This is a genomic window from Microcystis wesenbergii NRERC-220 (assembly GCF_032027425.1).
GTDB classification, from domain to species: Bacteria; Cyanobacteriota; Cyanobacteriia; order Cyanobacteriales; family Microcystaceae; genus Microcystis; species Microcystis wesenbergii_A.
This window is the reverse complement of record NZ_JAVSJA010000001.1, coordinates 4003082-4022702: the sequence shown is the minus strand read 5'-3', so window position 1 is coordinate 4022702 and position 19621 is coordinate 4003082. Positions and strand designations below refer to the sequence as shown.

Below are 19621 nucleotides of genomic sequence, written 5' to 3'. Positions count from 1 at the left end.
ATTTTACTCTCGATCGCTAGAAGTATAAGCTAAAACGTAGCCTAACATGGTGTTCCAAATTGCTAGGGAAATTATTGCCAATAATAATAAAGGCCAATTTTGGGGAACTTTCAAAAGTAGCCCGAAAATAATCGCCATAGAACCCAAGGTATCAGCGACAGATAGACCATGTAATTTATATAATACCGAGCGCTTGTCTAAAAGATGCGCCGTTCCCCAAAACCAGAAAAAAACTCCGATAGCGATACAGATATAACTCAAAATGTCAATCATGATTCGTTCAGTCGTTTAAGAATTTGTGCTAATAACATAAAGCCGGCATTACCGACACTGAGAATAATCACTGCTACCACTCCAATCATCCAATCATCCCGCAGAACTGACACCACTAGAATAATAATTGATGATTTACTGGAAGCACTGGCAAAGGCGGCCATTTTTTGCCAAATATCATCATTTTTTGCCACTTCATAAAGGGGAATTAATAGGGCGACAATCATGGCAATGAGAATAATATTGAGAACAATATTCATCCCTGGGAACTCCGTTTAATTACATGAACTTCATACCCCTCATTTTCCTTGTATTCGGTGACGATAGTTTTCGGGGTAAAGGTAATGAGAAATATATCCCAAAAAGCCAGTCTGGGTGAACGTTTACCCGAAATTCTCTCCAAAATAATTTCTTCTTCCTTGTGGGGACGAAAGATAATTTCAAACGCTTCTTTATAAGCTTGGGGAATAGCCATAAAGACTTTAATTATTACCTTTAACCAATCGCCTAAAGTTTCGCTAGAGGCGAAATTACGGGGCAAAAGAAAAGCAATAGCCACCCCGATCATAATATTAGCGGGGGTAAAATTAGCGGTGAGCAAAAACCACATAGTTAAACGCAGAATTATATGTCCGATCATGCTAAGACCATCCAAAACAATAGAACTAACATTATACTCATCATACCGACGAGATTATCAAACTGTTCCCAGACCCGTGATAATTTTAGGGATAACTTTTTGAAAACTCCCAGATATAACCACCACCCCGCACCGATGACGGCTAAAGCTTTGATAATATTGGGTAGATTATAAGCTTCAACATAGACGGCATTGGATAAAAATAGGGCGGCAAGGAGCAGAATTATTGCTGTCCAGAAACCGATAGTTAACTTCTGTTTACTTTCGCCACCTGCGTGGGGTAAAAAGATAAATTTAGCAAAGGAAATCGCCGTCCCCACCGCCACAAGATTGATCATAATCTCTTGCCAGGGGACTAAATTTTTCATCGTTAACGCTTTCGCCCCAAAACCGGATAATAAGGGGAATCCAGAGATAGAAAAACTAGCAACCACTAGGGCAATCCAGAGAGAATTAGGGATCGATTGTTGCTGTAATTCTTTAAAATTGCGACTGGGTAAAACTCCCGCTAACAGAAATAGGCAAGATTTAACTAAACCGTGGGTAAGGGTATAAAAACCACTGACTACCGGGGCAGCTAAAATAAAACCTAACTGGGAAATAGTATGGAAGGCTAACATCCGCTTGCTATCCTTTTCAAACACTGCGTATGACACGCCAAAAATCGCCGTTAGCACCCCGAAAAGCCGAATTAGGACATCTAAATCCCCTAGGATTAAAGCACAGCGCAGGAGGGGAAAAATGCCAGCTTTTACCACCACCCCCGACATCAGCGCCGAGACGGAGGTTTCCGATTCCGAGTGTGTCATCGGTAGCCATAATCCCGAGACAAAGATTCCCCCTTTGACTAATAATCCCATGAAGATTAAAGCCAAGGCTTCGGGAGGTGCGTCCTTTAAACCGGCAAAAGCAAAGGAATTATTGGCTTTATAGACTAAAACTGCGCCGATTAGGTAAAATAACATCGCCACATTGCTGATAAACAGATAACGCAGGGCAACCCAGAGAGAGCGATCGCTGCGAGGATAGGCAATCATCAGAAAAGCGGCAATACTAATTACCTCTAGGGCAACGTAAACGCTAATAAAATCCTCACAGACGAAGACAGAGTTAATACTCCCGTGGAGAATGATAGCTTGAGCGTAAAAAAAGGCGGTTTTGCTACTTTCCCAGTTATAAAAAATAACTGCCATCGTCACCAGGGCATTAGTGAGGATAAAATAGGCACTTAACTGATCGGCTACCAGTCTCACGCCATAATTATCCAGTAGGTTGAGGATTATGGGAGAGGATTGGCTAAATAGAAGGAGAGAATAGGCGAGAGAGATAATAGTGGCGGCGAGAGCCAGATATTTGTCTAATCGCGGCAATAAATAAATGATAAAGCCGATCAAAAAGGGTAAACTTATCCAAGCGATCGTTAAAGTATTCATGGTGTGTTATTTTTTTCTATCTCGCTGCTGTCGAGGGTGGGGTTATCTTTAGCTAATTTCATTACTCCCACCAGCATTAACGCCTGAATCGAAAAACCGATGACGATCGCTGTTAAAATCACTGCTTGGGGTACAGGATCGGCGTAATTTTGCTGTTTAACTGTACTGAGGATGGGAGTAAACAAACCGTCACGGGAAGAAATCACCACATAGTAGGCGATAACGCCGGTACTCATGACATCCATGGCGATAATCTTCATGATTAAGTTTTTTTTCAGGAATGTTCCTAAAAATCCGCACAAAACGGTGGCGAATACAAACAACTCTAGGAGGGGAATCGTCACTGGGCTTCTTGATTAGATTTGGTTATGAGTCAAAATATTTCTTCTAATTATCCTCGATCGAGTCCTATTTATCAAAAAATTCTCAAGATTATGGGGGGAATTTTCGGGCGGCCAATAGATTGTTTTGGATCTATAATTATTATTGAAAAAAATAAAAGCAAGCGGTTTCGCTTTAATAATGTATATCTTCCCAGAGGGAGCAATCAGTAATGTTTTGGAAATCTTTGATATTTTTGCTGGCAATAATAACCCGACGACTGGGATATTTTTCTTTGAGTAGCGACCATTGAGCCGATAGGATACAATCTATATCAATATTTTCTTTAACTTTTCAGCCCAAAGATAAGCGGCTTTTTGTAGTAAAATAAAACTGACTTTCTGAAACTTAATTACATTCCTTAACTTATCTAATTCTTGCACGCTTTTACTTCTCGTCTAACCTCATAATCACATAGATCAGATGAAGTCAGACAAGCTCCTCTTGCCAGCAGACGATAAAACCCATTCGGTACATTGATAAACTTCTGTAAATAACTTTTGATCTTCTGGCCAGTCTTCACCGAGCGGGGTTACTAATAAGCTTAAAATGTTAGAGTCCAGAATTACAATCACTCTTTTAATAAAACTCATTCCAGCTAACATTTCTTCACTGCTAACTAACGGCAAAGATAACAGCAAATCTTCTATAGTGATCGTCATGACTTAGATAGCTCCTTAAGAACAACTCATGTTCTCATACTAGAATAATTATCCGAAAGGGATTCGATTGTATTTAGGGCTTGCTGAATAAACCTAAACACCCCACACTCCACGAAAAACTTTTTGCCGCAAACCCTAACTATTGGTTATGTTTCCGCTGCAACTAGCGCACAGACTAATCTTCGCTTTCTTGATCATTCCTCTCTTCAAACCCTAGCCAAAAAAGTAACGCATTCTCAACCTCCATCATTTGCTCAGATGTCAGATTTCCTAATTTACGCAAAAGCTTTGCATGGGGAATTGTAACGATGTTTTGTACATCAAAGACTCCTTCTCTAAGGAAGCGAGCTTGGACTTTCACTTCAAATCTTGAACCACGAGAGCTTGTCGTATGTGGAACCAGAGTCGCTAAGGCACGCTCTTGATTGCGCGCAGGAATACTGATAACCAAACAGGGTCTGACTTTGGCCACATAACCCAGATCAACCAGCCAAACCTGACCACGATCAGGGCTATCCACAGGAAGCTTCCTGATCATCTAATTCTAGAAAAATTCCCTCGGCATTGAGGACTAGATCTTCATCAGATAAGGGCGGAAAATCCAGGTGAATTGTCCGCTTCAGAATCTCTAATAGCAAATCTGAGCGCTCTGAGTCTGTCAAGCGGTCAAAGGTATCTAAAAGTTCCTGAACTATAGCAGTCATAGCAGTTACCCTATATCTGCTCAATACTATAACACAAGCTTAACAAGGCTCTTAGTTATTGCTTGACAGCCCCAATAAATTCCGAATGTAAGTTTGGAATCCCCCCAAACCGCCATCGTCATCCCAACGCTGTCTGAAAGTTGGTAACTTCTCCAATTCCATCACCTTCCCACCCTGATAGTTGAGAACTTCTCGATAATCAAACATCGCATCTGCTTTGGCTGATACAGGTGGATTATCAAAATCAATAGCCCAAAGCACCTCAACAATTCGATAGATGTCGTAATTATCCTTGCCAATTTCACGTTCGGCTTTGCAGTCGAGAACTTTTACTAAATGGGTAACATACCCTTGCTGCCTGAGTAGTATCAAACTATCTTTTTCGGGTTTATTGGCATTGACTTCATCGTCTTTCCATGCCAGTTTGAAGGAATTAGAAACCTTATATTCCCGATATGCCCATGTACCATCGTGTCGCCTTACATTTTTAGTCCACTTCAGAGCTTGTAAATCCATGTCAATATCTCTAAATAAAACTATAAGTTAAACTCGATCGCGATGACGGCGATCAGCGATAAAAGACTCCACCAATTTGACATCTTCGACACTACCGATCACTAAAGGTGTGCGGGTGTGTAATTTATCGGGAACGATATCTAAAAGATTTGTCACCCCATCACTAGCTTTACCTCCTGCCTGTTCAATTAAAAAAGCAAGGGGTGCAGTTTCATAAATTAAGCGCAATTTTCCCTGGGGATTTTTAACAGTACCCGGATAGAGAAAAACACCACCCTGCATTAAAATTCGATGGATATCTCCCACTAATGCCCCACTGTAACGGGCTGTGTAACCATCATGACGGTGGACATAACGAGTATAGTCGCGAATCGCCTCATCCCACTGCCAAAAATTGCCCTCATTGGTACTATAAATCGGGCCATGGTCGGGGATAATAATATTCTCTTGGGCGAGGATAAATTCCCCTAAACTGGGGTCAAGGACAAAGGCATGAACACCGCGACCGATCGAGTAAACTAAAATAGTCGAGGGTCCGTAGAGAATATAACCGGCGGCGATTTGTTTACGACCATTTTGCAGTAAATCCCGCGCCTCTCCGTCTAAATCATTGCCTTCCTGTTGACGGATGGCAAAAATCGAACCCACATTTAGATTAATATCCACATTGGAAGAACCATCGATCGGGTCGTAGAGTAGGGTATAGCGACCGATGGGACAGTTTTCTGGGATATAATAGGGTTTATCCATTTCCTCGGAAGCAAGACGGCAAACTAAACCACTTTGCTTAAAAACCGAGATAAATACTTCATTGGCAAAAACGTCCATTTTCTTGACTGATTCCCCTTGGACGTTGGTTTCTCCAGTAAAACCTAGCACATCCGCCATTAATCCCGCTTTACTGAGACGACGGGCAATTAATTTCCCCGCTAGGGCAATCCGACTCATAATTGCGCTTAAATCCTGTGCGTCGGGGGAAAAGCTTTGTAGTTGTTGCAGGACGTGACGGGAGAGGGTGGTACAATCTCGATCGAGGCTATGTTCGGGGATAGAAAAGGGAATATTGCTAACCATAACTGTAATTGCCAGTAATAAAGTAAAAAAGGGAAATCCGTCTAGTCTCAATTGTGACTATGATTTGATCCTAGCCAAGATTTTCCCTATTGCGGGCCAATTTTTAGATCAGTTTTAGAGTTGGCTAATTTTCCCCTCATTGATCATTAAATCCCGGTCAATAGTTGTCCTCTCAATTTAAGTCGATGGGGATACACCGGGCAAGCGTTTATATTTCAAGTAATAGGCAAAACCTGTTATTAAAACAATAACTATTGTGCCGATACCTAAATAGTTAGGAACCCAAAAAGCCGCCGCAATGGTGTTAATTTCTCCTGGTTTTAAATGCCAAATTAACTGATTATCAACTTGTTCTAACGGGGGATTTAATCCTGAGTCATCTTCAATATTTTGACCAGGAAAGGGAGTCTTTAAAGCGAAGTCGATATCGACTAAAGAACCGGGGCTAACGATAATATTTCCCTGTTCGGAAAGTACACCCAAGGCTCGCAAATCAACAGTTAATTTTAAGTTTTTCTGGCTCAAAAAGAACCAATCTTGTTCTGTAACTGCCAGTTTTGAATCTAGTTGCAGTAACTTGCTATCATCGGTATTAGCAGAATTTTTGATTTTAAAGGAAGAACTAGGATCAAAAAATTGATTGAATTTTTCCTCTAATTCCTGACTATTACTAAAGGGAATAGTCACGATTATTTCTCGTTCGGAAATCTGAGCGGTTTTCCCCTTAAGTAATTTTGCCCTCTGTTCGATACTATTTAACCATTTAGTGGCTTCGGTTTGACTGAGACTGGTTAAGCGTTGTCCGAGGGTGATATGTTGAATAATTTCCCCGTGGTGTTGGTGGGGAAAATTAATGCCCACATCATAACGGACACAGCCAGTTAAAAAGAGAAAAATACCGCATAAAAAGGGCAGAATAAAGCGGGTTTTCCCGATTTTTTCGGTGGTTGGTTGATTCATAATTAATCTTCTTCTAAGTCGTCATAACTTGCTGAACTGCCACCGCTAACCGTAACTAGATCAATTTGCTGACGATAATAGTCTACATCTTTTACTTCCACTTCTACCTCATCACCGAGACGATAGGCAACGCGATTTTTCCGTCCTACCAAACAGCTATGACGGGCGCGATATTCGTACCAATCATCCTTGAGAGAAGAAACATGGACCAACCCCTCCACTAATAAATCGGAAATTTCCACGAAGAAACCATAGGATTGTACACCGGTAATTAAGCCGCGAAAAACTTGGCCCATTCTTTCTTTCATTTTCTCGGCTTTTTTCAATCCTTCTAGGTCTTTTTCCGCATCTTCAGCAATTTTTGAGCGATCATTGAGATGGGAAACAATTAGGTGGCTTTCTTCTTCTAACTCCTCCTGAATTTGGCTTGGTAGAATATTCCAATGAATCTGTCCATGACAGCTATTACTGCCCAAATTAACCCCGACTTTGACGATTTTGCTGCGGCGATCTTTCCCCTCTGTTAATAGGATTTTTAACACCCGTTGTACCCAAAGATCGGCATATCTTTGCAGGGGTGAGAGACAGTGGGTATAATTGCCAGGATAGGCCAAACCAAAATGGGGTAGAGGATGGCTGCTATATCTAACTAATTTGAGAGTTTCTTGCAGGAGATAATTGAGGACTTTCACCGATGAGGAAGCGGAAAAAGTGCGGGTAAGATTTTGATAGTCATTGGGTTTAATCTCCTCCTCGGCAGTTAAATTTAATTCTGCCCCCAAATTATTGGCTAATTTGAGTAAATCCTCTAATTCATCCCAATCCGGTTCCGATTGTCCGCAGTAGATACAGGGCAATTTTAAGGCCTGTAAATGTTCGGCGACAACTTTGCCGGCTAAAATTGCCACTTCTGTCAGTAAAGAGCGGGCCGGTAAATTATTAGAAGCGAGAACAGTCCCCCCCCGTCCTTCGTCTTTGTAGGGGGAGATTTTGTCTAATTGAATATCAAAACTACCCCGCTGCAGACGTTGGGATTTTAGGGTGGGGCAAACGCTGAAAAATAAATCTTTCAGGGTTTCAACCGTATCGGTGGGGGCAGCTGCGCTATCTTCTTCACTGAGCAGATCGCGCACCTGTTGATAGGTAAAATGTTGATCCACTTGGATGAGGCTGCGGGTGATTTCGTACTCCAATAGATCGCCCTTGTCATCGAGGGTGACGAGGATAGAAATAGCGGGGCGCTGTTCTTGCGGTGACAGGGAACAACGACTGATAACGGCAGCCGGGACTAATGGCAACACTTTTTCGCCTAAATAGACGGCATTTCCCCGTTTTTTGGCAACTTTATCCAATAATCCGCCCCGTTCAATGTAACGGGCTACATCGCTGATATGAATGGCGACTCGCCAGCGATTTTGGTTGATTTTCTCTAAAGAAAAGGCATTTTCAATGATCGGAGGATAATCCAGGGATGTGTCGTCTTCGATAGTAAAGGTGAAAAATTGGGTTAAATCTCGCAGTTGTTCTTTTTCGCCACTATCGAAGAAATCCGCTAAATTATCGGCAATTTCGAGGGCTTCTGGCGGAAAATTATGGGGTAGATCGTGTTTACAAGAGACGATATCCGTGTCGGCAGCGGCCTCGGCCGTGGAACCGAGAACACGAGTAACTTTACCGATGGGAGGCATTTCCCCTAGGGGATAACGGAGGACGGAAACATGAACGAGGTGATCGATGTTTTCTTGGAGGTTTTGACCATTTTCGAGGAGATTAAGGGTAAATTTCAGGCGATCATCCAGGGGAACCGCCACAAACTGCTCATTTTCCTGTTTTACTTGCGCTAGAAGCGAAGGATTAGCCCGTTCCAGAATTAATCTCACCTCTCCTTCTGGGGAACGACGACGGGTCCCCTCGCGGATGATTTTGACTAAAACCCGATCGCCATTCCAAGCGTTACTTAAATGATTTTTCGAGACGTAGATGTCATCAGCATCTTCGATATCTTGGATAGCAAAGCAAAATTCTTTACTGGAACAGCGCAGCTTTGCTTCTACGACATTTTCCTCGATCACACGACGATAGCGCCCGCGTTCTTTGACAACCATTCCCAGACGTTCCAAAGCATCGAGAATCACTTGCAATTTTTCGCAGCTTTCGGGATCGTCTTCGCAGCCTAGTTTTTTTTCGAGAAGTTTACCCGTAGCTAATTTATCATCACTAAGATGAGAGAGGAGTGTGGCGATCGAGAAGTCCATCTGACAATAATCCTTACTTACAAGACACTGACGGAATCGTGAATAATTAAGTTTAAATACTTAATAATGGGAAGATTGATTTAAACTATTGACTCGAGAGATTATCTCTGTCGGGGTAATTGCGATCGCTGGTGGTGACAGTGAAGGTAAACTGACCAAGCATCGAACACCCGAACCTACCCTGAGAATTATCGAAGCCTTCGTTAGTATAAGCCCATAGCGAACACCGACAAACTTTTCGGCGATCGCTAGTCTTGCTGGCAGAAGCTTCAGCCTAGTAGAATCTTCTTACTGTGGGGAAGGCTAATCCTAGGACTGAAAATTTTATCTAACCTTTAATCTTAGCAAGAACTTGCTACATTTTTCCATAATTACGATAGAGTATTCTCATATAAGTACAAAAGAACTCGAAAAAGTCACCATGTTGCAAAAGTTACGCCAACGTTACCCCCAAGTTGCCCTGATTAGCGAGTTAGTTCAAATCGATCACGGCAAGTATATTGTGAAAGCGATCGTGAAAATTGAGGGAAAAACGGTCGTTACAGGTTTAGCTGCGGCAGATACGGTGGAAATAGCCGAAGATAGAGCCAGAGAACGAGCTTTACTGCTTTTAGAGGCTGAAAGCACCCCCGATCTCCAGCCTGTGGAAAAAATCAGCCCCAATAATATTTCTCTACCGGAAGATTTACCTAAACCCGTCCCTAGTGCCAAAAAATCGACCAAAACGGCTAAAGTCACCGAAATACCTCGTCCTGAAGCCAAAATTGAACCGGAATTACCTCAAGTTAAGGATATTCCCCCAGCTAAAATTGAACCGGAATTACCTCAAGTTAAGGATATTCCCCCGGCTAAAATTGAACCGGAATTACCTCAAGTTAAGGATATTCCCCCGGCTAAAATTGAACCGGAATTACCCCAAGTTGAGGATATTCCTTTACCAGAACCAGAGCCTTTATTATTAGAAATGGAAACCGATAATTACTCCTTATTAACAGAATTGCCAGAAGAAGCTAGTTTAACTGAAGAAGAACCCCCAGAACCGGAACCAGTTGCTGTTATTCCCGAAGAAATCGATTATTCAGTTCTTAAAACTAAAATTGATGTGCAGATGAAACGATTAGCTTGGACCACGGAAAAAGGTCGGGAATACCTGATTTCTACCTATGGCAAAAAGTCCCGTTTACTGCTAACTAATGAGGAGTTATTAGAATTCTATAACTACTTATCTAGTATCAGTGTCTGAGTAATTAGGGTTTGCTGAAAAAGTTTCTAGTGGGGGCAGGGTGTGGGGTGTGGGGTGTAGGGTGTAGGGTTGTACCCATTTTCATCTGGTAAATTCCCTAATTTTCAGGGAAAAAGTCCCTAAATTTTCCCCCCGATCCCTCCAATGGCTGGCACTTTTTGATTGACAAAAAGTCTAAAATTATTACCCAACAAGGTTTTTAGATTTATTCAGCAACACCTAATTATTAGTCAGCAGTTAGCTGTCAGCTTTTGAATGCTAGAAACCCATTAACTTGAGAGGGCATATCATATTTTCAAATCTATAAGTTGAGATTTCCCGATAGCAACTATATTCTAAGCTGTTGACTATCTAAATTGCTCGTTAAGAATGCACCAGAGTGCCGGAGTTGGGAGCAGGGAGAGGAAGTTTGAGCATTTGTACTAAAATTTCCAATAAGCAGTTTAAATTCAGTACAGCTTAGAATCGGGGGATATTTCTAATTTTTTCACTCAATCCCAACTTTTGGGGGTAGATACCCCAAACCCTAGCCCGTTGGGGGGGGACGCGACTGGACGGCCTGTGTACGCAGTTTCAGATAGCCGTGGCGTATTTTGACAAGATGATCATTCTGGCTTAATACATACTAGATTTTTGGGAAAGAATCGAGCATTTAAGAGTTGACTAATTTAGGAACTGTGGATATAATCTTAACCCAAAGACTGTGGGTTATTTTTCCATGAAGCGGATTGTCGGTTTAGATTCACTAAGAGCTATGGCTGCCCTCTGGGTAATGATAGGCCATGGTGCTGTACCACCAATTACTGCTGGCCATGATGAATCTTCGTTTTTTCCTTGGGCTTTGAATGGAATATACGGAGGCTCTTTTAGCGGTCCGGCTGCTGTTATTGTATTTTTCGTTATTTCTGGGTTTTGCGTACATTATCCATATTCCTGCCACAAAAAATTTAACTTGGGTGAATTTTTTGTGAGACGTTATCTAAGAATTCTGCTACCTATGGCTGCGGCAATTTTAATTATTCGAGCAGTAGGATATATTCCTTGGGATAGTCCGAGGCTTCTTTCAGGCATTCCTGGATGGTCTCTAGTGGCTGAATTGATCTACTATTCCTTGTACCCTCTTTTGGTTATTATTGGGCAACGGGTTAAATGGATTAATTTATTTTATATAACCTTTATCATCGGTATTTTCTTTGCCTTCACAGTTCCTATCAATAATATAAATTATCCAGCCTGGGGCTACCGAGGGGACTGGATTCTTGGATTACCCTGTTGGCTCTTGGGCATTTTGCTGGCGGAATCTTTGAAAAATCCACTGCCTAACCCGACTTCTTCTAGTATTTGGACTTGGAGAATAGGAGCGATTATTCTAGGTTCTATTACCCGTAATTTGGCTTTTCAAAGGATTATTGGTAATCATCTGACACTAAATTTCTTCGCTATATACGTTTTCTTTTGGCTATTGCGTGAAGTCAGTTATTACAATAAACAAGAGAATAAACCTCTAGCTTTTTTAGAATGGGCTGGACTATGGAGTTATTCTCTTTTTCTTATTCATCCTCTGGCTTTTTATCTATTCAAGTCCATGCAATTACCTAGTTTTGGTTATATGGTCGATTGGTTTCTGAAATTTAACTTTGTACTCCTTCTGAGCATTGCCTTTTATTTTGCTGTGGAAAAACCATCTCATCTGCTTTCCAGAAGGATTGGTCAAATGCTCACTATTAGTCCATCTCAATCTTAATCTGGACTTCAGTTAGTTTAGGGTAATTTTGTCATTACCTTCGGGAAATAATAGGGCTGACCTACTAATACCCCATCAGGATTTTAGGTTATATTCATGTTGAGGTAAATGCGCCTAATAAAACCAACTTGCCACCTAGACAAAGGGGAAGTTTGTACTGGGGTTGTTAAACCCAACATGATATTATCCCTAATTTCTCACAGCTTCCGTTTCCGCTTCTTTGGGAACAACAACTGGCACTCCGCTGACTGTTTCGATTTGATAAATAACGCGACTTAATTGGGAAGGACAACAGAGAGGATCCGTGTCTTTATAGCGATTAAAAACCACAATAATTCGATCGCTATTTTGTAAAACAATTCTCTGAGATGCTCCATCAGTGCGGGAATCCATCGGTCGCGGGGAAAGAGTGCCAGCGAATTTACCATCGACAAAAACAAAGTCTTGATAACCCATCGGTCGGCACATTCCATCCACTCCACTCATGGCCGAAATAACGCTAGTTTTCCCATAGGTTTGCACGGCCCCGTACAGTAACCATCCTGCTTTATTAAGCGCTTGATCATTGGCAGTAATTGCCGGACGAACCTGTTCACGACACTGGTTATCAATCACGGTTTTAACGGGAGATTTGGGGATAGGTGCCTTGGCTTTATTCCAATTAGTTAACGGTCGATCAAACCAAGCTCGCGGAGTATCTTTTTCTGGGGTTTGGCTAATAACTTCTAATAGCTTCCATGTTTCCGAATTTTGATTATTAGCTGGATTGGAGACGGTTTCAATGCTAACTTTAATTTGATAGAAAAATCCTGGTTTATAATCAAATCCCTCGATACTATTGGCGAACAATCTCCAGTTTTCCTCTGGTTTTTCTCGCATCTGTAAACAGTCTTTGGTTGGGCCTTGGCTACAGGGTTGTTTCCTAGAATTGATATAAATTGTCCTTTCCGTGCGCGTGGTGGTCGGTGCGGGGGTAAAAGTGAGTATTCCTAAACCTTCGGGAGTACGATAAAATAATTGTAAATCGCCTTTAGCTGTCACTTGGAATTGTTCCACTCCTTGCAAGGCGGCCAGATATTGATTTTCTTGTTTCATCTGCGGTTCCGGACAAGCTTTTTTGGTAGTAGCGATCGCTTGGTTGATCTGGAGCGTGCCATCATTGACTTGATAGCCGGTATTATACTGGTTGCATCCGGCCGAACCACTGAGGATATTTTTCTGGAAAGCGGCAGTAATTTCCGTTTCTTTCACCAAACTTCCGGCTGTCCACCCCCTTAGTTTCCATCGAGTCCCCTCCAAAGGGGAAGTATTAGCGATCGCCGCTTTCCCCGCTAAAGCACAACTTAGGGCAATTGTCAAGAAAATTCCCGTTTTTTTGGCGTTCAAAATTGCTATTCTCCTCGTCAAAGCAACAATTGTATTATGGCGTGGGGTAATCGACTGAGTGGTTAGGATAATTTTTCGGATTTCTCTTTCTGACCATCCCGTGACGGATGAAGAGAGAACAAGTTCCCTCAAACCTTAACCCAGTCAGAAAGTCATCGTTGTCATGAATCACTGTTTGCCCTCAAATAGCCGAAAGTTGACCCCGGTTCACCTTAAGCAGTACAATAAAAACCTTGAGTGACCCCTTAAACAAAAAAAAACATTATGGCACAAGGACAAGGATTCGGATTCGGTCTCGGTAAGATTAAAGAACTACAAGAAGCTTTCCAAAAAGCGCAACAGGTGCAACAAGGGGCGAAAGTTCTGCAAGAAGAACTGGAAACTATGGAAGTTCCTGGCCAGAGTGAAAATGGCTTGGTGACAGTCTATCTCAGTGGCAACCAAGAACCCCGGGGTATTGAAATCGACCCTTCTCTCCTCTCCCAAGATCTGGAGATTGTGGCTGGGTCTATTCTAGAAGCCATGAAAGCCGCCTATGATGCCTCCACGGAAACCATGCGCAGCAAAATGGAAGAACTGACCATGGGTTTAAATATCTCCAATATGTAATCGCTTTTGACCGCAATGGTAAGATGGAAAGTTGGACTAACAAACAAGGAGGTTCAACTTTGCTGACTTTGGGTGTCAATATCGACCATGTGGCCACAATTCGCCAAGCGCGCCGTACCGTGGAACCAGATCCCGTGGCGGCGGCAGTTTTGGCTGAAATCGGCGGCGCTGATGGCATTACCGTTCACTTGCGCGAGGATCGTCGTCATATCCAAGATCGCGATGTGCGGATTCTCCGGCAAACGGTGCGGACTCATCTGAATCTGGAAATGGCCCCGACGGAGGAAATGATCGCCATTGCTCTCGATATTAAACCCGATTATGTCACCCTTGTCCCCGAAAAGCGCCAGGAAGTGACCACGGAAGGGGGGATCGATATGCTGGGCAATTTTGACCGTTTTTGTCGGGTTGTAGAGCGCCTGCAAGGGGCTAATATCCCCGTTAGTTGGTTTATTGATGCCGATTTTGCCCAAATTCAAGCGGCCGCTAATACGGGGGCGAAATTTATTGAACTCCATACCGGTCAATACGCCGAAGCACAACAGGAGAGCGATCGTCAAGCAGCATTAACAATTCTTAAAGAAGGTTGTGAATATGCTTCCTCTCTGGGTTTGCGGGTGAATGCCGGCCACGGTTTGACCTATTGGAATGTTTATGCCGTCGCCTGTTTGCCCAATATGGAAGAATTGAACATTGGTCACACAATTATCAGTCGTGCGGTTTTGGTCGGGTTGGAACGGGCTGTTAGGGAAATGAAATTGGCTATGCGTGGACAATTGTAAAAGCCATCAGCTATCAGCTAATCTCCCGACTAACGAACAATTACACTGAAAAATTAAAGGAAAGATGATGACAACTTATTATTATTTGGTAGCCAGTCAAAAGTTTTTAGAAGAAGAAGCGATCGAAAAGGAAGTTTTGAAGGAAAGAATCAGGAATTATCAAGAAAAAGGTCAAGAAATTGATTTTTGGTTAATTGCCAATCCAGCTTTTTTAGATGCTCCCGCTTTTGCCGATATCAAAAAGAAAACTCCCCAACCGGCAGCGGCGATTGTTTCTCTCAATCAACAGTTTATTACTTGGCTAAAATTGCGTCTAGAATACGTTATTACCGGACAGTTTGAGGCTCCTTCCGATAGTATTCCCGAACCGTTAAAATAACCCTTTTTTGTCTGTGGTAAGTAAGTGGTTCTAATTAAATAGAAGATAGATTTTGGGTTCGATCCCCCCTGCCCCCCTTGATAAGGGGGGTGCCGATAGGCGGCGGGATCCCCCTTAATAAGGGGGGTATCTGACGATTTTTAACACCTACCTACTTAGCTTGCTGTAACAAGGGAAAATTGCTAGTTTTTGTCTGTGGCAGAAAATACAGACGAAGCACTGATCACCAGCTGACTTTGCCTTTGAGCTTGTTAATTTTTCCCTGACCGATTCCCGATACTCGATCCAAATCTTCTAGGGAAGTAAAGGGTTTTTGTTGCCGGGCTGCGATAATTTTTTCGGCTAATTTGCCACTGATACCGGGTAAAGTATCTAATTCTTCTTTTGTGGCAGTGTTTAAATTAATTAAGCGATCGCTTTGAATTGTTACAGATTGGGGGCAGTTTTTTCTATCCTGTTCGATCCGATTTTTAATAGTTTCCGGCAGTCCTAATTTAGCGGTACGGTAAAGATATTGAAATTCTCGATCGAAATGAGCAGCAACGGTGGGATTATTGATAATAACTAAAGCTTCATCGTTTTGATGGTTAGCAGCTTTTGACCAATTATGAGAACCAGTAATCACAATTTTATCATCGATTAAACCGAATTTATGGTGTAATTTATCTCCCGGGGCTAGAGCGGGAACTCCTAGGGTATTAATTGGGTTTTGCCAAGGCTGATTATCTGGTTCATAACGACATTTATTACTGAGAGCAACTCCTAATAAATCTAATCCTTCGCTATAGTATCGGAAGGCAAAACTAGGATCAATTAAAGCTTTAATTTCTATACCTTTTTGATGTCGTTGGGCGAGAATATTAGCTAAAGGCTGTTCCGTCAGGACAAACAGGGCTAAATCCACGGATTTTTTAGCTTTATTTAAAGTTTCACCGATCAGACCATTGCTAGTAATTGTCCAGGGATAAGCGGTAGAATCGGGGGAAAATTTTACCGTCAGACTACTATTACCGATAGTAATTGTTTGCGGGTTTCTTTGGGGTTTATCTAACCCAAATTTAGGCCGATCTTCCCTTCCCCACATCAGATTAAATTCCCTTTGAAAAACTCTAGCTAGTGGGGGATTAGTAATTACTAATAAGTGATTGGCATTACCGACAGTTTTGGGATTAGAAAAGTCTCCATGAATATCACTTAAGGTATAGTTAGCTGAACTAATTAAAGTAGTGTGATCATCAATAACCATGAATTTATGGTGCATTAAACCACTACCTTTTGAGCGATCAGCCCTATCATCAATTAGGGGAATACCAGCTTTTTTGAGGATAGTAATTGCATCTCTTTGGGCGATTTCCTCTGGACTTAATTTACCATCTCGATTTATATCAACTAAATCAAAAAGGTTTTGATAACGTTCCTGTTCTCGATCGCTTGATTGTTCTTGGTTTTTGGCTAAACTATTAATAGGTTGATTGTAAATATTTTCGAGGATAACCCTAACTTTAATTCCCTGTTGCTGACGCTCAACTAAAGCTTGAGCGATGGCGGGTAAACGTAACTCTTGCACTGCTAGATCGATCGAACTTTTAGCCGAGTTGATATTATCAATAATAACCTGTTCTAAATTATCTCCCGGGCGATTAATTTGGCGATAGGGATCGGTATAATTTGAACCCCGGGCCTGATTATGATTAAAATAGACTTGAATATATTGATCTTGGGGCAAGGGTTGCGGACGATTTGGGATAACATTGAGAGAATGACAACCACCCAAAAGAAAAACTATTCCTAACAAAAATCCTAACTGTCCCATATTCCGAATTTTTTTTAATCTCCATTTATCTATTGCCATTTTTGCCCACATAATTATCATTACCCTAGGATTCAGGAGTCAGGAGGGAATTTTTACCTAAGGAGGTTCTCGGGAATCGGTATGTACTAAATTGATTATAATCAATCCTGATTCTAGATTCAAGACTAGGGCCTTGTTCTTGATTGCTTAAATCGCTGACCAAAGATGTGACATCTAGTTAGGGAATTTTGTTATAATCTGGGGAACAATAGCACTGTTCTTCTAGATTTGGGTTTTACCATGACTGAACTTTTGCCCCAATGCAGTAATCTGGCTGGTAATGTTAACAGTATAATTGAACTATGCAAAGGCGAATCTTCTCTCCGTAATCAACAGGATACCAGCAAGATAGAAATTGCCCTACAAAAAGCCATTTCTCCCAAATTTGAAATCGTTTTCGCCGGTGCTTTTAGTGCCGGGAAATCAATGTTAATCAATGCACTTTTAGAGCGAGAATTGCTGTATAGTGCCGAAGGACACGCAACGGGTACAGAATGTTATATTGAGTACGCAGAAGCTGATGAGGAAAGAGTGGTTTTAACCTTTCTCAGCGAAGCAGAAATTCGTACTTTAGTCGATACCGTCTGTCAAAATCTACAATTAACTAATCCCAGTAACATTAATTCCCCCGAATACTGTAGTCAGTTAAACCAATACTGTCAAAAAATTATCGAACAGGAAGGGGGAGAAGGCAAATCCGAGCGAGCTAAACAAGCTCAGGGTTTAAAATTATTAATTGAAGGATTTACTCAAAATCGTGAGCGAATCCATACGCTGCATAATGCCACCTATTCCATGGAACAATTTCACTTTTCTAATTTAGCAGAAGCGGCCAGTTTTGCCCGTCGTGGTAGTAATAGCGCCGTCTTAAAACGTCTAGAATATTACTGTCATCATCCTCTCCTTAAAGATGGTAACGTTTTGGTAGATTTGCCCGGTATTGATGCCCCAGTCAAAAAAGATGCCGCATTAGCCTATCGTAAAATAGAGCATCCTGATACTTCGGCAGTGGTTTGTGTTTTAAAGGCTGCTTCTGCGGGAGAATTAGCCACAGAAGAAACGGAATTACTCGAAAAAATTCGCTCTAATGCTGGTATTCGTGATCGAGTTTTTTATGTTTTTAACCGCATTGATGAAACCTGGTACGCAGCCCAACTAAAACAACGTTTAGAAAACCTGATTCAAACGCAATTTCGTGATACTTCCCGCCTCTACAAAACCAGCGGACTTTTAGGATTTTATGGGTATCAGGTGAAAAATCAAACCAATATTAATCAGCGTTATGGTTTAGATTCTATCTTTGCCGAAAGTGTCAAAAATTTAGGAGGACAAGAAGAAACACCGCAATTTGTCAGCGAGTTTAATAACTATTGTGCCAACTCCGGTAAATTACTGGCAACTCCCTTTAAAGTTTCCATCCACGGTTATGAAACTCCCAATAAAAATTATTTCCGAGTTTTAAGTGAGTGGGGAACTCCTTTACTAGAGCAGTTAATTGCTGATAGCGGTATCGCAGAATTTCGCAGGGCAATTACTCGTTATCTCACCGAAGAAAAACGTCCGCAATTGTTTGCTAATTTAGCCGATGATTTACAATCTCTCTGCATTACTCTGAAAAATCATTATCAAGGGATTTATCGTGATTTAGAAAGTCAACCACGAGAAATTGAGGCGATGAAAGCTCTGGAGTTAAATCACCTCAATCAAGAGTTAAAAGAAGTGGGAGAGAAATTAACTAAACATATCGATGGTTATGTCAATGCTATCGTGGTTAATAGCGATGAAAACTTTGAGGAAGACTTTAAGAAACTGAAAGCGAGAATGGTATCAAGATTGGATGAGTTATTAAATACTTTTTCTGTCAAAAATGCTTACTCACAAGCGACTTTAACCCATCCCCGCAATGCTACAGCACCTTTATTAGCAGTATTGGTAGAAGCTTTTTATTATCTGTCTAACCAGCTAGAAGATGTGTTGATTGAGGAGTCAACAAGTTTAATTAGTCGCTTTTGTCAGCGTCTTTTAGATGCGGTAAGGCAAGGTGATTATTATCGGCAAATTTATCGTTTATTGGGTAACGATAGTGGCATAGAAAATCAGCTAAAACAGCTAGAAGATCAGTTAATTCATGCCTTAGTTTCCGAAGCGAGAACAGAGTGCGATCGCTATGTAAGAGAAAATCACAATTTTTACAACGAAGGCACTTTTTCTATCTTTCAATTTCGGCAAACTGTCCAACAAACTGCCCAAGGTTATGACTGTGAAAGTATTCTTGATGCTGAACCTGCTATCCGTCAATTACTTAAGTTAGATTTTGAGCCAAAAGTATCAGCGACAATTCATAAAAACTTCCGCCAAACCGTTAATAATACTCTGAAAAATCAATTGATACCAATGGCAAAAAAACAAGCGGATACTATTCTACAACAGTTCAATCAAGCTCGTTCTTATCTAGAACAAACTTTAGAACAGGAAGCGGCGGAAAAAATTGCTAATAATGCCCGCAAACAGGAAGAAATTAACCAAAAAATTGAGGATTATAACCAAGCGATAAATTCTCTCAATACTTGTTTAACTGCTATGGGTTTACAGAAAAATCATTTACCTGTAATTGGTGAACAAGAATTAGAGATTGTCCCTGAAGTTGTTAATCACTCCAGCAATTAATATGGGGAAATTATCGGCATGAAGCGCCAATTCAGACTTGAATTGGCCTTGTCTTTGAGTA

Annotated in this window: 20 protein-coding genes; 6 read left to right on the top strand and 14 right to left on the bottom strand. The window is 41.5% G+C overall.

Going from position 1 to position 19621, the window contains the following annotated elements:
- Positions 1-3 precede the first annotated feature (3 nt).
- The 12 genes from RAM70_RS19470 to RAM70_RS19415 all read right to left on the bottom strand — a co-directional run bounded on the left by RAM70_RS19470 (position 4) and on the right by RAM70_RS19415 (position 8898).
- The gene (locus RAM70_RS19470; protein WP_045358951.1) at positions 4-273 is read right to left on the bottom strand and encodes a monovalent cation/H(+) antiporter subunit G; all 270 of its coding nucleotides are present in this window, start codon (positions 271-273) and stop codon (positions 4-6) included.
- Positions 270-533, bottom strand: a complete 264-nt coding sequence (locus tag RAM70_RS19465) for a hypothetical protein (RefSeq protein ID WP_045358953.1) — start codon at positions 531-533, stop codon at positions 270-272. The genes RAM70_RS19470 and RAM70_RS19465 overlap by 4 nt, the downstream gene beginning before the upstream one ends.
- Complete coding sequence (locus tag RAM70_RS19460; protein ID WP_045358955.1) at positions 530-913, bottom strand: Na+/H+ antiporter subunit E; 384 nt, start codon at positions 911-913, stop codon at positions 530-532. Before RAM70_RS19460 ends, RAM70_RS19465 begins: the two co-directional genes overlap by 4 nt.
- A complete protein-coding gene (locus RAM70_RS19455; protein ID WP_045358957.1) occupies positions 910-2346 on the bottom strand; it encodes a cation:proton antiporter in 1437 nt (478 codons plus the stop codon). The genes RAM70_RS19460 and RAM70_RS19455 overlap by 4 nt, the downstream gene beginning before the upstream one ends.
- Positions 2343-2690: an NADH-quinone oxidoreductase subunit K gene (locus RAM70_RS19450; RefSeq protein ID WP_002761414.1), complete on the bottom strand. Its 348-nt coding sequence runs from the start codon at positions 2688-2690 to the stop codon at positions 2343-2345. The genes RAM70_RS19455 and RAM70_RS19450 overlap by 4 nt, the downstream gene beginning before the upstream one ends.
- Before the next feature lie 456 nt (positions 2691-3146).
- Complete coding sequence (locus RAM70_RS19445; RefSeq protein WP_312675205.1) at positions 3147-3389, bottom strand: hypothetical protein; 243 nt, start codon at positions 3387-3389, stop codon at positions 3147-3149.
- Positions 3390-3564: 175 nt separating this feature from the next.
- Positions 3565-3909, bottom strand: a complete 345-nt coding sequence (locus tag RAM70_RS19440) for a type II toxin-antitoxin system PemK/MazF family toxin (RefSeq protein WP_002752537.1) — start codon at positions 3907-3909, stop codon at positions 3565-3567.
- Positions 3902-4093, bottom strand: coding sequence for a hypothetical protein (locus tag RAM70_RS19435; protein ID WP_288026924.1), 192 nt, complete (start codon positions 4091-4093; stop codon positions 3902-3904). The genes RAM70_RS19440 and RAM70_RS19435 overlap by 8 nt, the downstream gene beginning before the upstream one ends.
- A gap of 51 nt (positions 4094-4144) precedes the next feature.
- Positions 4145-4609, bottom strand: a complete 465-nt coding sequence (locus RAM70_RS19430) for a hypothetical protein (RefSeq protein ID WP_147068673.1) — start codon at positions 4607-4609, stop codon at positions 4145-4147.
- 27 nt (positions 4610-4636) lie between these two features.
- Entirely contained in the window at positions 4637-5683 is a 1047-nt protein-coding gene (fbp, locus tag RAM70_RS19425) for a class 1 fructose-bisphosphatase (protein WP_288000850.1), read from the bottom strand.
- Positions 5684-5860: 177 nt separating this feature from the next.
- Positions 5861-6643, bottom strand: a complete 783-nt coding sequence (locus RAM70_RS19420; protein WP_190380827.1) for a DUF3153 domain-containing protein — start codon at positions 6641-6643, stop codon at positions 5861-5863.
- Between the two features lie 2 nt (positions 6644-6645).
- Positions 6646-8898 (bottom strand): ribonuclease R family protein, encoded by a 2253-nt coding sequence (locus RAM70_RS19415; protein ID WP_312675198.1) that lies wholly within the window; start codon positions 8896-8898, stop codon positions 6646-6648.
- Positions 8899-9319: 421 nt separating this feature from the next.
- Here RAM70_RS19415 and RAM70_RS19410 point away from each other — a divergent pair, with 421 nt between their 5' ends.
- Positions 9320-10141 carry a slr1353 family protein gene (locus RAM70_RS19410; protein ID WP_312675196.1) on the top strand — a complete coding sequence of 274 codons (822 nt, stop codon included), beginning with the start codon at positions 9320-9322 and terminating at the stop codon, positions 10139-10141.
- Positions 10142-10844: 703 nt separating this feature from the next.
- Positions 10845-11885 (top strand): acyltransferase family protein, encoded by a 1041-nt coding sequence (locus RAM70_RS19405; RefSeq protein ID WP_158524805.1) that lies wholly within the window; start codon positions 10845-10847, stop codon positions 11883-11885.
- Positions 11886-12074: 189 nt separating this feature from the next.
- Here the strand turns inward: RAM70_RS19405 and RAM70_RS19400 are convergent, their stop codons facing one another.
- Entirely contained in the window at positions 12075-13271 is a 1197-nt protein-coding gene (locus tag RAM70_RS19400; protein WP_287237777.1) for a DUF4377 domain-containing protein, read from the bottom strand.
- A gap of 264 nt (positions 13272-13535) precedes the next feature.
- On the opposite strand from RAM70_RS19400, the gene RAM70_RS19395 reads away from it, so the two are divergent.
- The 3 genes from RAM70_RS19395 to RAM70_RS19385 all read left to right on the top strand — a co-directional run bounded on the left by RAM70_RS19395 (position 13536) and on the right by RAM70_RS19385 (position 15041).
- The gene (locus tag RAM70_RS19395) at positions 13536-13880 is read left to right on the top strand and encodes a YbaB/EbfC family nucleoid-associated protein (protein WP_312675191.1); all 345 of its coding nucleotides are present in this window, start codon (positions 13536-13538) and stop codon (positions 13878-13880) included.
- Positions 13881-13939: 59 nt separating this feature from the next.
- Positions 13940-14662 (top strand): pyridoxine 5'-phosphate synthase, encoded by a 723-nt coding sequence (locus tag RAM70_RS19390; protein WP_199319125.1) that lies wholly within the window; start codon positions 13940-13942, stop codon positions 14660-14662.
- 67 nt (positions 14663-14729) lie between these two features.
- Entirely contained in the window at positions 14730-15041 is a 312-nt protein-coding gene (locus RAM70_RS19385; protein ID WP_045358973.1) for an MgPME-cyclase complex family protein, read from the top strand.
- Positions 15042-15264: 223 nt separating this feature from the next.
- Here the strand turns inward: RAM70_RS19385 and RAM70_RS19380 are convergent, their stop codons facing one another.
- Complete coding sequence (locus RAM70_RS19380) at positions 15265-16905, bottom strand: DUF655 domain-containing protein (RefSeq protein ID WP_045358975.1); 1641 nt, start codon at positions 16903-16905, stop codon at positions 15265-15267.
- Between the two features lie 228 nt (positions 16906-17133).
- Between RAM70_RS19380 and RAM70_RS19375 the strand changes: the two genes are divergently transcribed.
- A complete protein-coding gene (locus RAM70_RS19375) occupies positions 17134-19560 on the top strand; it encodes a dynamin family protein (RefSeq protein WP_312675189.1) in 2427 nt (808 codons plus the stop codon).
- The last annotated feature ends 61 nt before the right edge of the window (positions 19561-19621 follow it).

Bases quoted from the DNA above. Each gene is read 5' to 3' on its own strand.
- RAM70_RS19470 (WP_045358951.1), bottom strand. From the start codon at position 273: ATGATTGACATTTTGAGTTATATCTGTATCGCTATCGGAGTTTTTTTC.
- RAM70_RS19465 (WP_045358953.1), bottom strand. From the start codon at position 533: ATGAATATTGTTCTCAATATTATTCTCATTGCCATGATTGTCGCCCTA.
- RAM70_RS19460 (WP_045358955.1), bottom strand. From the start codon at position 913: ATGATCGGACATATAATTCTGCGTTTAACTATGTGGTTTTTGCTCACC.
- RAM70_RS19455 (WP_045358957.1), bottom strand. From the start codon at position 2,346: ATGAATACTTTAACGATCGCTTGGATAAGTTTACCCTTTTTGATCGGC.
- RAM70_RS19445 (WP_312675205.1), bottom strand. From the start codon at position 3,389: ATGACGATCACTATAGAAGATTTGCTGTTATCTTTGCCGTTAGTTAGC.
- RAM70_RS19435 (WP_288026924.1), bottom strand. From the start codon at position 4,093: ATGACTGCTATAGTTCAGGAACTTTTAGATACCTTTGACCGCTTGACA.
- RAM70_RS19430 (WP_147068673.1), bottom strand. From the start codon at position 4,609: ATGGATTTACAAGCTCTGAAGTGGACTAAAAATGTAAGGCGACACGAT.
- fbp (WP_288000850.1), bottom strand. From the start codon at position 5,683: ATGGTTAGCAATATTCCCTTTTCTATCCCCGAACATAGCCTCGATCGA.
- RAM70_RS19420 (WP_190380827.1), bottom strand. From the start codon at position 6,643: ATGAATCAACCAACCACCGAAAAAATCGGGAAAACCCGCTTTATTCTG.
- RAM70_RS19415 (WP_312675198.1), bottom strand. From the start codon at position 8,898: ATGGACTTCTCGATCGCCACACTCCTCTCTCATCTTAGTGATGATAAA.
- RAM70_RS19410 (WP_312675196.1), top strand. From the start codon at position 9,320: ATGTTGCAAAAGTTACGCCAACGTTACCCCCAAGTTGCCCTGATTAGC.
- RAM70_RS19395 (WP_312675191.1), top strand. From the start codon at position 13,536: ATGGCACAAGGACAAGGATTCGGATTCGGTCTCGGTAAGATTAAAGAA.
- RAM70_RS19385 (WP_045358973.1), top strand. From the start codon at position 14,730: ATGACAACTTATTATTATTTGGTAGCCAGTCAAAAGTTTTTAGAAGAA.
- RAM70_RS19380 (WP_045358975.1), bottom strand. From the start codon at position 16,905: ATGTGGGCAAAAATGGCAATAGATAAATGGAGATTAAAAAAAATTCGG.
- RAM70_RS19375 (WP_312675189.1), top strand. From the start codon at position 17,134: ATGACTGAACTTTTGCCCCAATGCAGTAATCTGGCTGGTAATGTTAAC.